The 13,234-nt window shown below is 68.6% G+C and carries 14 protein-coding genes; 10 read left to right on the plus strand and 4 right to left on the minus strand.

Annotated features, from left to right (window positions below):
- Nucleotides 1-141 precede the first annotated feature (141 nt).
- The 10 genes from LLH23_05615 to phoU all read left to right on the plus strand — a co-directional run bounded on the left by LLH23_05615 (nucleotide 142) and on the right by phoU (nucleotide 8,006).
- The gene (locus LLH23_05615; protein MCE5237951.1) at nucleotides 142-714 is read left to right on the plus strand and encodes an MTH895/ArsE family thioredoxin-like protein; all 573 of its coding nucleotides are present in this window, start codon (nucleotides 142-144) and stop codon (nucleotides 712-714) included.
- Between the two features lie 18 nt (nucleotides 715-732).
- The gene (locus LLH23_05620; protein MCE5237952.1) at nucleotides 733-1,173 is read left to right on the plus strand and encodes a hypothetical protein; all 441 of its coding nucleotides are present in this window, start codon (nucleotides 733-735) and stop codon (nucleotides 1,171-1,173) included.
- Nucleotides 1,170-1,574, plus strand: a complete 405-nt coding sequence (locus LLH23_05625; GenBank protein ID MCE5237953.1) for a hypothetical protein — start codon at nucleotides 1,170-1,172, stop codon at nucleotides 1,572-1,574. The genes LLH23_05620 and LLH23_05625 overlap by 4 nt, the downstream gene beginning before the upstream one ends.
- Nucleotides 1,571-2,419, plus strand: a complete 849-nt coding sequence (locus tag LLH23_05630) for an aquaporin (GenBank protein MCE5237954.1) — start codon at nucleotides 1,571-1,573, stop codon at nucleotides 2,417-2,419. Before LLH23_05625 ends, LLH23_05630 begins: the two co-directional genes overlap by 4 nt.
- A gap of 173 nt (nucleotides 2,420-2,592) precedes the next feature.
- Entirely contained in the window at nucleotides 2,593-3,585 is a 993-nt protein-coding gene (locus LLH23_05635) for an OprO/OprP family phosphate-selective porin (GenBank protein ID MCE5237955.1), read from the plus strand.
- A 23-nt stretch (nucleotides 3,586-3,608) separates the two neighbouring features.
- Nucleotides 3,609-4,550, plus strand: a complete 942-nt coding sequence (locus tag LLH23_05640; GenBank protein MCE5237956.1) for a PstS family phosphate ABC transporter substrate-binding protein — start codon at nucleotides 3,609-3,611, stop codon at nucleotides 4,548-4,550.
- A 194-nt stretch (nucleotides 4,551-4,744) separates the two neighbouring features.
- Entirely contained in the window at nucleotides 4,745-5,641 is an 897-nt protein-coding gene (gene pstC, locus LLH23_05645; GenBank protein ID MCE5237957.1) for a phosphate ABC transporter permease subunit PstC, read from the plus strand.
- Complete coding sequence (gene pstA, locus LLH23_05650; GenBank protein ID MCE5237958.1) at nucleotides 5,638-6,474, plus strand: phosphate ABC transporter permease PstA; 837 nt, start codon at nucleotides 5,638-5,640, stop codon at nucleotides 6,472-6,474. The genes pstC and pstA overlap by 4 nt, the downstream gene beginning before the upstream one ends.
- A complete protein-coding gene (gene pstB, locus LLH23_05655; GenBank protein MCE5237959.1) occupies nucleotides 6,468-7,295 on the plus strand; it encodes a phosphate ABC transporter ATP-binding protein PstB in 828 nt (275 codons plus the stop codon). The genes pstA and pstB overlap by 7 nt, the downstream gene beginning before the upstream one ends.
- A 6-nt stretch (nucleotides 7,296-7,301) precedes the next feature.
- The gene (gene phoU, locus LLH23_05660; protein MCE5237960.1) at nucleotides 7,302-8,006 is read left to right on the plus strand and encodes a phosphate signaling complex protein PhoU; all 705 of its coding nucleotides are present in this window, start codon (nucleotides 7,302-7,304) and stop codon (nucleotides 8,004-8,006) included.
- A gap of 57 nt (nucleotides 8,007-8,063) precedes the next feature.
- Here the strand turns inward: phoU and LLH23_05665 are convergent, their stop codons facing one another.
- The 4 genes from LLH23_05665 to LLH23_05680 form a co-directional block, all read right to left on the minus strand.
- Nucleotides 8,064-9,374, minus strand: a complete 1,311-nt coding sequence (locus LLH23_05665; protein ID MCE5237961.1) for a DUF58 domain-containing protein — start codon at nucleotides 9,372-9,374, stop codon at nucleotides 8,064-8,066.
- Nucleotides 9,375-9,426: 52 nt separating this feature from the next.
- A complete protein-coding gene (locus tag LLH23_05670) occupies nucleotides 9,427-10,527 on the minus strand; it encodes a Gfo/Idh/MocA family oxidoreductase (protein MCE5237962.1) in 1,101 nt (366 codons plus the stop codon).
- 154 nt (nucleotides 10,528-10,681) lie between these two features.
- Complete coding sequence (locus tag LLH23_05675; GenBank protein ID MCE5237963.1) at nucleotides 10,682-11,932, minus strand: DEAD/DEAH box helicase; 1,251 nt, start codon at nucleotides 11,930-11,932, stop codon at nucleotides 10,682-10,684.
- 395 nt (nucleotides 11,933-12,327) lie between these two features.
- Complete coding sequence (locus LLH23_05680; GenBank protein MCE5237964.1) at nucleotides 12,328-13,113, minus strand: hypothetical protein; 786 nt, start codon at nucleotides 13,111-13,113, stop codon at nucleotides 12,328-12,330.
- Nucleotides 13,114-13,234 lie beyond the last annotated feature (121 nt).

A 13,234-nucleotide genomic window follows, 5' to 3' on the forward strand; every position in this document is an offset into this window, starting at 1 on the left:
AGGTTTCACCACACCGGAGGCGGGGGCCTGCCCGGCGCCTGGGCATCCGTTCTTGCCGTTCTCTTGCGGATCAGGTAGGTACAGGATGTGATATCTTCTGTATCGCTATGATACGGTATGACACGCAGGAGGGTGACTCCAGTGGATGAGCTTCTGTCCCTCGCCGAGGCCGCTGAGACTCTCAACGTTAGCGAGATCACGGTCAAGCGCTACATCTACGCCGGGAAGCTCAAGTCCCACAAGCTGCCCGGCGGCCGACACCGCATCCCCCGGTCGGAACTGACGCGTCTGCTGGAGGGTGGGGCGGCCCCGCCGGCCCCCGAGGAGGTCGTGACCGGCCTCGAAGCCCGGGTGGACGAGCTGGAGGCGGCCCTGGAGCACATCTCGGCGGAGCTGCAGGTGCTGGCGGCCTGGTGCGCGCGCCGCCAGGAGGAGCTGCCCGAGACGGAGGCGCCGGCCGCGACACAACGCGTCGTCGAGGTGCTCGGGCCCGGCTGCACCAAGTGCCGCAAGCTGCACGCGACGGTCCTGGAAGTGGTGGGGGAGTCATTCGCCGAGACCTTCCAGGTTGCGCATGTGACCGACCTGGACCACATCACGGCCTATGGGCCGCTCCTGACGCCTGCCCTCGTCATTGACGGCAAGGTTGTCTCAGCGGGACGAGTGCTGCTGGCCGATGAGGTGCAGCGGCTGTTGGCCAAGGCGCTTCAATAGGCACTCCGGAGGCACGAAGTGAGCAATCGCTGCACATCGCAGGCCCGTCCGTCGGTTGCCCTGCTGGGCTGTAGTGGCATCGGGCAGCTCATGTCCACTGTCGTGCGCCGTGCCTGCCTCCGCGTGGCGGAGCAACACCCCGAGGTCGTGCTGCTGTCGGTCGGCGCGCTGACCGGCGACGTGCCGGAGGTGCTGCAGCAAGGCCGGGCATTGCCTGTCATCCTCGTGGACGGCTGCCGCGAGCACTGCGGCACGATCCTGTGCGAAGCCAAGGGCCTCAACGTCGTCTCGAAGCTGTTTGCGCTCACACTGGTCCAGAGGGACCATATGCGGCTGGCGGGTGAGGACCGCGCGAACCTGGGCGAGATCGGGCTGGCGGCGGTCGCCGACGTGGCCGCCGGGATCAGCGCCGAGGTGCGCCGGCTGCAGGACGATCTAACCGCCGAGGAGGTGGCATGATGCCCGATCGGGTCTGCCTGCAGCCCTGCCTGGGCAGCACCAGCGCCGCCGCGACGGTAGGCCGACAGGCTACCTACGCCGCCCTGGCCGAGTTGGGGCGGGCCGCCGACCTCGGCTGCGCCCCGGCGCTGTTCGCCGAAGTCCCCGAGGACGTCATCTTCGTCCAGCAGGACTATGTCATCGCCATCGAGTCATGCGACAGGCTCTGTGCCAATCACCTCGTCGCGCAGAAGGGCTATCCCGTGCACGCGACCGTGCGCGTGGATGAGGTCCTCAGCGGTGCGGGCATTGACAGCGCGGTCCTGCCGGCGGAGACCATCCCGCTGGATCATCCGGCCGTGGTCGCCGTGTGCGCGGAGATCGTGCGCGTGGCGCGGCAGCTACTGGAGGGGATGGCGTGAGGAGCCGGCTCTGCGCCGAGATGTTCGCCGAAGCCGCGGGCTCGTACGTCCTGTGCTTCTTCGGGCCTGGCGCGGTGGCCGTCTCGGTCCTGATGGGCGGGCACACGGGCCTCTGGCAGGTGGCCTCCGTCTGGGGCTTTGCCATCGCGCTGGCGATCTACGCCGTGGGCTCGGTCTCCGGGGCGCACCTGAACCCGGCGGTGACGCTGGCGATGGCCGTGTACCGCAAGTTCCCGGCCGGCAAGGTGCTGCCGTACGTGCTGGCGCAGATGGCCGGCGGCGTTTTGGCGGCGGCCACGCTGCTGGTGCTCTTCAACGGTACGTGCCTGCACTTCGAGGCCACGCATCACATCGTGCGCGGGATGCCCGGCAGCCAGCTCTCGGCCATGTGGTTCGGCGAGTACTTCCCCAACCCCGCGGTCTACGGCACCGACGCCGAGGCCTTCGTGCAAGTCGGCGTGAAGACCGCCTTCCTGGCCGAGGCCGTGGGCACGGCGTTCCTGCTGTTCTTCATCATGGCGCTGACGGACCCCCGCAACGACGCGTCCGCCGGCAGGGCGAACCTGCATCCCCTCCTCATCGGCTTTGCGGTGGCCATCATCATCAGCATCGTGGCCCCCCTGACCCAGGCAGGACTGAACCCCATGCGCGACTTCGCCCCGCGCATCGTGGCGTACTTCGCCGGGTGGGGGACCATCGCCATCCCCGGCCCGCGCCGCGTGGACGTCTGGGTCTACATCCTCGCCCCGCTGGTGGGCGGCCTGGCGGGCGCCGGGGCATACCAGGCGCTCATCCATGCCGGACGCCTGGCCATGGCCCCGGGCTCCCAGGCCGAGGCGGCCTGAGACACGAGCCCTCCTCACGGACCACGGCCGTCTCCCACCCCCTGTGACCATAACCTCACCTTAACACGCGCCTAACCCCCACTTAACCGCCCCGGGATAAGGTAACCACAGCGTCTGGTACCGACGGTCGTGAGACTCCTACGGGGGAATCCAACGATCCATAGGTGGTTGCCTTGAGGAACAAGCAACTCGCCGGCTTCGTGGGGCTGGCGGCATGTCTGGTGGCGTGCGTGTCGGGGGCTCATGCAGAATGGAAGATCAGTGGGTACACCCAGGCACGCTACAATGTCTGGGACGACGCCGTGGACGATGACGCGTTCGATCTGCGGCGGGTACGGGTCAAGCTGGAGGGGCCGGTCGGCGAGGTGGGCGAAATCAAGCTGCAGGTGGACCTGGCGGGGCTGGACGATGACAATGGCGAGATCGAGCTGAAGGACGCGCTGATCACTCGCCCGCTGAATGGGACGTGCAAGGCGGCCGTGGGCTTCACCTCCGTCCCCTTCGGGTACGAAGTACCGGTCTCCAGCTCCAAGCGCTTGGCGCTGGAGCGCAGCGAGGCGGCGCGGCGGCTCTTCCCTGGCGAGCGCGCCACCGGCGTGTGGTTCATGGTCCGGCCACCCGAGGGCAAGCCGAGCCAGCCGCAAGTGGACCTGGGCCTGACCAACGGCATGTCCAAGTGGTATGACGAGGACAGCAGCGGCAACGCCGACAGCGACAGCTTCGCCTTCCTCGGGCGCGCGCAGTGGTCCGTCCTCAATACCGGCGTGGCCGGGGTAAGCTACATGGGCGCCACACGAAAGCGGGACCTCGCCGGCGTGTCCACCGACTGGGGAAGCGAGAACGTCTTGGGCCTGCATGCCCGTGTGCCGCTGGCCCGTCGACTTACCCTCCAGGGCGAGTACTACACGGGAGACTACAACAACACCGACGCCGACGGCTGGTATGGGACGCTGGAGTACGCGATTCCCGAGACGACGGCCACGGTCTTCTATCGCTATGACGAGTTCGACCGAGGGGCGACGAACGACTACACCCGCCACACCGCCGGCGTGGCGTGGGACGTGAGCAGCAACGAGCGCCTGACGCTGCAGGGCGAGGCGCTGGAGGACTACGCCGGCGACAAGATCACGAACTTCGCCCTGCAATACCAGGTCAAGTATCCCTGAGCACAAGAGAGGGCAATCAGACAATGAAAACGGTAACTGCCGTGGCAGTATTGGGTGCGGTGTTGGCAGCGTGGCTGTGCTGCACCGGGTGCAGCCGCCCGCCGGACCAGTCCGCCGTGGCGCCGCCCATGCCGGGAACCGAGGCCCAGCCGGGCCCACAGGCCGCCGGCGCCACCGTCAGCCAGGTCGGCTCCACCACCGTGCTGCCGCTGGCCGAGAAGTGGCGCGACGCGTTCAACCAGCAGCGCCCGGAAGTGAACCTGGCCGTCTCGGGTGGCGGCTCGGGCGCGGGGATCGAGGCGCTCAGCAACAAGTCGGCCCAGATCGCCAACGCCTCCCGCGAGATCAAGGCCAGGGAGAAGGAGAGCGCCGCCGCCAAGGGCGTCAACCCGGTCGAGCACCTGGTCGCCTACGACGGCATAGCGGTCATCGTCTCCAGGGATAACCCGCTCACGGAGATCTCCGTGCAGAAGCTCTCGGACATCTACACCGGGAAGATCACGAAGTGGGACGAGGTGGGCGCGAAGGGCCTCGGGGCCATCCAGCTCGTGAACCGCGACTCCGCCTCGGGCACCTATGACGCCTTCAAGGAGATGGTCGTGCAGCTCGGCGGCAAGGACAAGCAGCGCGATTACGCCGCCGGCACGATGAACCAGACCTCGAACGAGGCCGTCAAGACGACCGTGGCCCAGGGCAGGGGCGCCATCGGCTACGTCGGCCTGGGCTATGTGGACGACACGATCAAGACGCTGAAGGTCATCGGGCTCAAGGGCGGCGCGGCAGTGGCGCCGAGCGTGGACACGGTCATGAACAAGTCCTATCCGATCTCCCGTGCCCTGTACATGTACACCGATGGCGAGCCGAGTGGCGCCATCAAGGACTACCTGGACTACGTGAAGAGCGACGCCGGCCAGGCCATCGTCGTGCAGCTCGGGTTCGTACCCATCCGCAAGCTGTCCCGGTGATGGCTGGAGGCTGTCCAGTAGGGCGGGCGGCTCGCCTGCCCGCGCGGGCGGGCCGCCCGCGCTACTGGGACCATATAGCCAATCGCGGGACACAACACTAGCACAGCCGTACCCTCCCGGCGGCAGGAGCGGCTCGGCGTGGGCACCATCCACGAGCCGCTCTTGTCGCACGAGCGCAGACCGAAGGTCGGGGCATGAGGAAGACCACGCAGCGGATACAGGAATGGGTCATGGAGCGCACGATCACCCTCGCCGGGATCGCGGCGATCGTGTTCGTGCTGCTGATCTTCGGCTTCCTGCTGCGCGACTCGCTGCCCCTGCTGCACACGGCGTCACCCGCGGCGCTGCTGACCGACACGCGCTGGCTGCCGACCTCCGAGCCCCCCCGCTTTGGGTTGCTGCCGCTGCTGCTCGGGTCGCTGTACGTGACCTTCGGGGCGCTGGTGCTGGCGGTGCCGCTGGGGCTGGGGTGCGCCGTGTTCATCGCCGAAGTGGCCCCGCCACGCTGGCGCGAATGGCTGAAGCCCGCCGTGGAGCTGCTCGCCGCTGTCCCCTCGGTGGTTTTCGGGTTCGTCGGGATGCTCATGGTGGGGCCGTGGCTGGCAGAGAGGCTCCAACTGCCCATCGGGCAGTTCGCCGCCCTGGGGTCGCTGCTGCTGGCCTTCATGGCGATCCCGACCATCGTGTCGGTGGCCGAGGACGCCCTGACCGCCGTGCCACGGGCGCTGCGCGACAACTCGCTGGCGATGGGCGCGACCGAGTGGCAGACAATCTCGCGCATCACCGTGCCGGCGGCGCGCTCGGGCATCATCGCCGCCTGCCTGCTGGGCCTGGGCCGGGCCATCGGGGAGACGATGACCGTGCTGATGGTCACGGGCAACGCGGCCGTCATCCCCCACGGCCTGGCGGGCTTCATGCAGCCGGTGCGGACCATGACCGCCACGATCGCCGCCGAGATGGGGGAGACGGCGTACCACACGCCGCACTACTACGCCCTGTTCATGGTCGGGCTGTTGCTGTTTGGCATCACGCTGGTGACGAACATGATCGCGGATGTCATCGTGCACCGGGCCGGAGGGGTGAAGCTATGAGGCTGCCCCCCGGCCTCGTGCAGAGGCTGGCCTTCGCCGCCCTCACCGGGGCGATGATCGTGGTTGCGCTACCGGTCGTCGGCATCGTCACCATGATGATCGTCAAGGGCGCGCCGGGGCTGACGGCCAAGCTGTTCTTCCAGGGCTCCCAGGCCCTGTTGCCGGCCATCGTCGGCACGGTGTATCTGGTGCTACTGACGGCCGCCATCGCCGCGCCGGTGGGGATCCTGGCGGCGGTCTACCTGAGCGAATACGCCCGGCAGGGCCCGCTGGTGCGGGCCATCCGGCTGGCGATCGTGAACCTGGCGGGCGTGCCCTCGGTCGTGTACGGTCTGTTCGGGCTGGCGCTGTTCGTGATGATGCTGAAGTTCGGCCGGTGCCTGCTGTCGGGCAGCGCGACACTGGCGCTGCTCGTGCTGCCGCTGATCATCAGCGCCTCGGAAGAGGCGCTGCGGCAGGTGCCGCGGCGGCTGCGGGATGGCTCGCTGGCCCTGGGGGCCACCAAGTGGCAGACGGTGCGGCGCGTGGTGCTGCCCAACGCCTTGCCGGGGATCATCACCGGCCTGATCCTGGCCATCAGCCGCGCCGCGGGAGAGACGGCTCCGATCCTGTTCACGGCCGCCTTCTTCTCCCTGACCCACCCGTATCCCAAGTCCGTCTTCTACCCGGTCCTGGCCCTGCCGTACCAGCTCTTCGTCATGTCCACGGAGATGCCGGAGGTCACGACCACGAGCAAATGGGCCGCGGCCCTCGTACTGGTCGTTCTCGTCTTGGGGATTAACGCCGGGGCCATCGTGTACCGGGCCCGGCTGCGGAGGAAGCAACGGTGGTAGAACCTGCGACCATTCAGGCGGGGGCGGAGGCCATCCGCCCGCCGGAGGTCATTGTCCGGCCGCCCGGAGAGATCCGGCTGGCGACCCACGACCTGCACATGCGCTACGGGTCGTTCCATGCCCTCAAGGGCATCAGCATGGCGGTGCCCGCGCGGCAGATCACGGCCCTGATCGGGCCGTCGGGATGCGGCAAGTCGTCGTTCCTGCGCTGCTTCAACCGCATGAACGACGTGATTGACGGCGTGCGCATCGAGGGTGACGTACTGCTCGACGGGGAGGACATCAACCGGCCGGGGCTCGACGTAGCCGAGCTGCGCAAGCGTGTGGGGATGGTCTTCCAGGCGCCGAACCCCTTCCCGATGAGCATCTACGACAACATCGCCTACGGCCCGCGCCTGCACGGCAGCCCGGGTCGCGAGGAGCTGGACCAACTGGTCGAGGAGAGCCTGCGGGGCGCGGCGCTGTGGGACGAAGTGAAGGACAAGCTGCGGCAGTCGGCGCTGGGACTGTCGGGCGGGCAGCAGCAGCGGCTGTGCATCGCCCGCGTGCTGGCTGTGCGACCCGAGGTGCTGCTGATGGACGAGCCCGCCAGCGCCCTCGACCCGACCGCCACTTTCCACATTGAGGAGCTGATGCTGCGCCTCAAGGACCAGTACACGATCGTCATCGTGACCCACAACATGTACCAGGCCTCGCGTGTCTCGACGTACACCGGCTTCTTTCTGCTGGGCGAGCTGGTGGAGTACGGCCCGACCGAGCGCATCTTCGAGAATCCCGTGGACCGGCGCACTGATGACTACGTGCGCGGCCGCTTTGGGTAGGCCCCCATGGATAACGGCACCATGCGCACCCGCCAGTCTTTCGACGAAGAACTGCACCAGCTCGAGCAGCGCCTGCTGCAGTTCGGCTCGTACGTGGAGGGCATGCTCGAGCAGGCCACACGCGCCCTCGTGGGACAGGACCTGAACCTCGCCCGCCAGGTCGTCGCCGCGGACGACCGGGCCGACGAGATGGATCTGGAGATCGAGCACACCTGCATGCGCCTGCTGGCCCTGCAGCAGCCGATGGCGCGTGACCTGCGCATGATCGGCACCGTGATGAAGATCATCGTGGATGTCGAACGCATCGGCGACTACTCGGTGGACATCGCCAAGGCCGCGCTGAGCCTGGCCGACACGGCGTACTTCAAGCCGCTGGTGGACCTGCCGAGGATGAGCGAGCTGGTGCGCGGCCTGCTCCGCTGCGCGCTGGAGGCGCTCGTGAAGCGCGACTTGGACCTGGCGCGGGAGTGTGGGGAGATGGACAACGCCGTGGACGCCATGTGGAAGAGCCTGCGCGCCGAGTTGGAGGGGATCATGCAGCAACACCCCGAGGTCGTGCCGCAGGCCGTGGCGCTGATCCTCGTGACGCGCTACCTCGAGCGCATCGCTGATCATGCCGTCAACGTCGCCGAGCGCGTCACGTACATCGAGACAGGCCACGTGGAGACGCTGGTGCGCCGCCACAGCGGGGACGCCAGCGAGGCCACGTAGCGGCGCGATTCATCGCGCCGTCCTCATGCCGCACGGAGGGTGCGATGAATCGCACCCCTACAGGCGGCCCCGGGCCTTCAACCCCAGGTACTCGTTGACCGCCGCCACCGTCAGCTTCTCCGGCAGCGCATCCAGCACCATCACCCCGCGTTGCCGCAGCACCGCCAACGCCGCCTCACGGTCGTGCAGCACCTGCGCCGCCAGGGCCCGCTCGTAAGTCTCGGCCACATCGCCGGGCTGGCGCTCGGCGACGTACTGCAAGTCGCGGTCGCGCAGCGTGATCAGCAGCGGCAGATGGTGCGGGGCCAGGGCGGTGAGGTGCCCCAGCAGGCGGCTGGAGGCCTCCACATCCACCAGGTCGGTGAAGCACGCCACCAGCGCCCGTTTGCGCGCGCGGGAGGAGAGCACCGAGAACGCCTCGGCATAGTCCGGCTCCACGAGGGCCGGCTGCAGGTCGTACAGCGCCTCGGTGATGAGGCCCACCTGGCGATGGCCCTTGCGTGGCGGCACGAAGGCCTTCACGTCGTCAGCGAAGGCGATCAGGCCCACGGCGTCATCGCGCTCCACGGCGACGTAGGCGAACATGAGCGCGGCATTGAGCGCATAGTCCAGGCGCGACAGGTCGCCCACGAGCGTGCTCATCATGCGCCCGGCGTCCACCATGATGACGACCGTCTGGCTGCGCTCGGTCTCATACTGACGACTGACGGGGCGGTGGCGGCGCGCCGTGGCCTTCCAGTCAATGCTGCGGAACTCATCATCGGGGCTGTACTCGCGCAGGCTCTCGAACTCCGTGCCCTGCCCCAGCCGCCGCGTCAGCCGGAAGCCGGCCTGGCGCAGCCGGTCCGACCGGGCCAGCAGTTGGTAGCGCCGCACCTCGAGCAAGTTCGGGTAGACCGCCACCTCGGCCGCGGCCGGGAAGCGGCGCTGCCAGGCGCTCAGGCCCAGGCGCGAGCGCCCCCGCACGTGCAGATCGCCGAAGGCATAGCGCCCGCGCGCCAGGGGGCGGACATGGTACGCGACGGTGCCCTGGTCATACGGCGCGAGCGTCAGGTTGAAGGTGCGGCGGTCCACGGCGAAGCCGGCGGGGGGATCGTCCTTGATGAGCAGCAACAGTTTCAGGGGGCAACGGTTGCGGACGCGGATCTCGACGCGGTTCTCGGCGCCGAGGCTGAGCTTGTCTTCGGTGATGCGCTCCAGCTCCAGCACGGCGAGGCGGCGGCTGGCCAGATGGTCCAGGGCGATGAGCAGTACGATGGCCACCAACGCCAGGGGGCCCAGCGTCCCCGCCCACGGCACCAGCTCCCTGACCAGCGAGATCAGGGCCGGCACGAGCAGCAGCGCCAGCGCCAGCGGCGTGAGGGGCATGGGGGAGAAGTTCGCAGCGCGCCCCGGCCGCACCTGCCCCGGGCCGGACGCCTTAGGGCAGCGGCAGTGCGATGACCTCGCGGCGCGCGCTAGACAGGACGGCCGCCTGGGCCAACTCCACTGCCCGCAGGCCGGCATCGTCGAACAGGTCGGCGTTAGCCGTGTCGGTGAACGTCCCGTTGGCCTGCGCCACCATGGCCCGGAACTCGTCGGCCACCAGCTCGCGCAGGAAGAGCGGCACGTCCTCATCGGGCCGGCCATGCACGCGGCCCTTGGTCATCAGACCATAGGCCTCATCGGACGACTGCTGCTCCTCCGGGTCGTCGTACATCGCCCGCACCTCCTCACCCGACTTGCCGGCGATGGTCAGCTTCCCGGCCTGCCAGTGGATGATGATCGTGCCCTCCGAGCCGTGGATCGTCATGCAGTGCTCCCGGCGGCGATAGGCCGAGCCCAGCTCGAACGTCCCCAGCGCACCGGACCGGAAGCGCACGGCGAGCTGCACGACATCATCCTCCGCCTCGGGCCCGTCGGCCTGGTGGGCCAGGTTCGCCATCTGCGCGACGACGGTGTCGTAGTCGCCCAGCAGCCAGCGTGCGGTACACAACTCGTGCATGTGGTGGAACAGGTGGCCGCCGGATAGCTCGCGCTTCATCTTCCAGCTCGGCGACGGCCCGCGCAGGTCCACCCAGAAGATGCGTTCGCAGCGCATGGCCACGGGCGTGCCGATCTCCCCGGCCACGATGGCCTCGCGCGCGGCCCGCACGCCGTCCATGAAGCGCTGCGGGTGGCCGAGGAAGAGCATGACCCCGGCGGCGCGCGCGGCAGCCATCATTGCGCGGCAGTCGGCCACGTTCAGTGCCATCGGCTTTTCCAGGAAGATGTGCTTGCCCGCCCGCGCGGCCTGCAGCACCGGCTCCAGGTGCGCATGGTTGGCGGTCGCGACGACGACAGCATTGACCTCGCCATCGGCCAGCAGCGCCTCGACCGAGGCGAAGTGCCGGCAGCCCAACTGCTGCGCCAGCGCCGCCGCCGTATCGGCGGTGCGGTTCCACACGCCCACCAGCGAGCAGCCCGGCACACGCTGCGCCAGCCGCGCCTCCAGCTTGCCCATGTAGCCTGTGCCGATGATGCCGAAACGTAGTTCGTTCATGTTGACCTCGTCCGTCTGGCCGTGTCGCCCGCGAAGGCCGGCATCTTCCCGCCATCCCCCGCAGGGACCTCCCGCCCAGTCACTTGCCCTCCCCAAACATCAGAGCCACCCTCGGGGGAGGGTGGCTCTGTGGGTCAACCATGGCGTCGGCCGGCTAGCGTCGCCGACTCGCCCGGCGCGGCGTCAGGCGCCCGCCGGTGCGCGCGCCGCCGGACCACGAACTCGGTGTGGACGCGGGGCGGCCGTTCCGGCCCACCGCGGGAGCCTGGAAGGTCGGCCGCCCGTAGTCGAAGCCCTCGATCTCGCGCACGGTGATCGGCTTGCCGAGCGCCTTCTCGATGTCGCGCACGGCCTCGCGGTCGTCAGCCGTGACGAGCGTCAGCGCGTCGCCGGTGTGCTCGGCGCGGCCGGTGCGGCCGATGCGGTGGATGTAGGCATCCGCGCAATCGGGCATGTCGTAGTTGATGACATGCGAGATGCCCGCCACGTCAATGCCGCGGGCGGCGATATCGGTGGCTACGAGCGTCTTGAACTTGCCCTCGCGGAAGCCGTCGAGTGCCCGCTGCCGCTGGCCCTGCGACTTGTTCGAGTGCAGCACCGCGGCCTGATGGCCGTTGCGCTCGATCTGCGCGGCCACACGGTCGGCGCGGTGCTTGGTGCGGGTGAAGATCAGCACCGAGCGCGCCTCGGTCCGCTCCAGCAGATGCAACAACAGCTCGGTCTTGCGCTCCTGAGGCACCGGGCACAGCGTATGCTCGACCGTCTGTGCCGGGGCCGCGATCGCCACGCCGATGCGCTCAGGCCGGTGCATGATCTCGCTTGCCAGCCGGTTCAGCTCGGGGGCGAAGGTCGCCGAGAACAGCATCGTCTGGCGGCGGCGCTCCGTCGCCTGGCAGATGCGGCGCACGGGCGGCAGGAAGCCCATGTCGAGCATCCGGTCGGCCTCGTCGAGCACGAGGACCTCCACGTGCTCCAGCTTGGCGTTGCCCCGCTGGACGTGGTCCAGCAGGCGGCCCGGGCAGGCCACGATGATCTCGGTGCCCTGGCGCAGCGCCTTCTCCTGGGCCGGGAAGCCCACGCCGCCGTACACGGTGGCGGACTTGATCTTGGTGAACTTGGCGAGCTGCTTGATGGCGGCATGAATCTGCTCGGCCAGCTCGCGGGTGGGGGTGACGATCAGGGCTCGCGTCCGTCCGCGCGGGGCAGGGGTCGTGAGCAGCGACTGCAGAATGGGCAGCACGAAGGCTGCGGTCTTGCCGGTGCCGGTCTGGGCGGTGCCGATGATGTCATGGCCCTCCAGGCACGGCGGGATGGCGGCAGTCTGAATGGGAGTCGGCTCGGCATAGCCGGCCGCCTCGACGGCGCGCAACAGGCGCTCGTCCAGTGTGAAACTACTGAAACTCATAGGGTCTCTTTCTTATCGCCAGCACACGATGATCTGTAGACCGCAGGGTTCGGCGATGCTGGTCCCGATACGCCAAATCCTGCACCCACGCTAGTGGGTGCGCTCAGCGCATGCCGAAGGTCGCACGGCGACCTGCCTGCGGCGGCGTGCATTCATCGAGTAGCGGCTTGTAGAGGGGGCGCACAGGGGGTAGTGCGGGGGGAGATACCCAATCCATTGCCAAATCCAACAACACGTCCATACTCAACAAATGCCTACGGGGCCGCGAATGCGACACCCGTATCAGTAGTATACACAGGTCATGCGCCGAGCGCAAGGGCCGTTGCGTCCGCAGGACGCTTGGCGGTGCCGAGCACCGCCCCTCAGCCCGGCGCTTCAGCGCCGGGGGAGGTAGCCTACTTCTCATCATCCCACGGCGCCTCGCCTTTGGGCTGCGGCGTCGGCGGCGTGTACTGCCCCGCCGGCACCACCGCCGACTTCGGATCCACCCGCCGCACCTTCACTGTCGCCGGCATCTGGAGTTGCCAGTCGGCGCTGATGCGGCTGTATACGCGCGGGATCATGTACGCCGTCTGGCCCTGCACGCGCCCGCCGGGGGCCAGCGTCGTGGCCGTCAGGAAGGGCAGGCCGTTGATGACCGCATCGGCCGTCGAGAACTGGTCGGAGCGGTAGATGCGGTTGTCCACGTTCAGCGTGAAGGCGTTGTTGTCCACCGGCACGTTCTCAGTGCAGTCGTTCCAGATCTGGATGCCCATCGCCACGAACTGGTAGCCAGGCATCTGGTTCTGTATCTGCACCCCGAGAATGGAGGGCGTGACGGGATAGAGCTGCCAGGCCCAGGTGACGGTGCCGGAGGGTTGCGGCTTCTGGGGCTGGGGCGGAGCCTGGGCCAGGGGCGCCTGCGGCTGGGGCGTCACTTGCGTCTGCGGCAGGGCCGCGCTCGGGGCGTCCTCAACCTTCTTCTCCGGCAGCGCCGGGCCCTTGGGGAGGTCCGGCAGTTGCACCTGCGGCGCCGCCGGCAACTCCGGCTGGGGCCGGACGTAGTTGAAGTACACGAGCACCGCGATGGCGACGATGAGCAGGCCGATCACGATGAGGGCGATCCATGCATACAGCGGCAGACCCGCGCGCGGCTTCTTGCCCGGCGACGGCGCCGCGGCGGCCGAGAAACGCTTGCCCATGTGCCTTCACCTCACACCGTAGAACATTCGACCGGGGGGTGTTCGTTCCTCCTGGCAGGGAGGTCTGGACGAGCCAAGGTGCGAAGCGACTGCCCGCAACTGCCACGTGGGCGGGTGCGTC

The sequence above is a fragment of the bacterium genome, from assembly GCA_021372615.1.
GTDB lineage: Bacteria > Armatimonadota > Zipacnadia > Zipacnadales > UBA11051 > JAJFUB01.

Bases quoted from the DNA above. Each gene is read 5' to 3' on its own strand.
- LLH23_05625 (MCE5237953.1), top strand. From the start codon at position 1,170: ATGATGCCCGATCGGGTCTGCCTGCAGCCCTGCCTGGGCAGCACCAGC.
- LLH23_05640 (MCE5237956.1), top strand. From the start codon at position 3,609: ATGAAAACGGTAACTGCCGTGGCAGTATTGGGTGCGGTGTTGGCAGCG.
- pstC (MCE5237957.1), top strand. From the start codon at position 4,745: ATGAGGAAGACCACGCAGCGGATACAGGAATGGGTCATGGAGCGCACG.
- pstA (MCE5237958.1), top strand. From the start codon at position 5,638: ATGAGGCTGCCCCCCGGCCTCGTGCAGAGGCTGGCCTTCGCCGCCCTC.
- phoU (MCE5237960.1), top strand. From the start codon at position 7,302: ATGGATAACGGCACCATGCGCACCCGCCAGTCTTTCGACGAAGAACTG.
- LLH23_05665 (MCE5237961.1), bottom strand. From the start codon at position 9,374: ATGCCCCTCACGCCGCTGGCGCTGGCGCTGCTGCTCGTGCCGGCCCTG.
- LLH23_05670 (MCE5237962.1), bottom strand. From the start codon at position 10,527: ATGAACGAACTACGTTTCGGCATCATCGGCACAGGCTACATGGGCAAG.
- LLH23_05675 (MCE5237963.1), bottom strand. From the start codon at position 11,932: ATGAGTTTCAGTAGTTTCACACTGGACGAGCGCCTGTTGCGCGCCGTC.
- LLH23_05680 (MCE5237964.1), bottom strand. From the start codon at position 13,113: ATGGGCAAGCGTTTCTCGGCCGCCGCGGCGCCGTCGCCGGGCAAGAAG.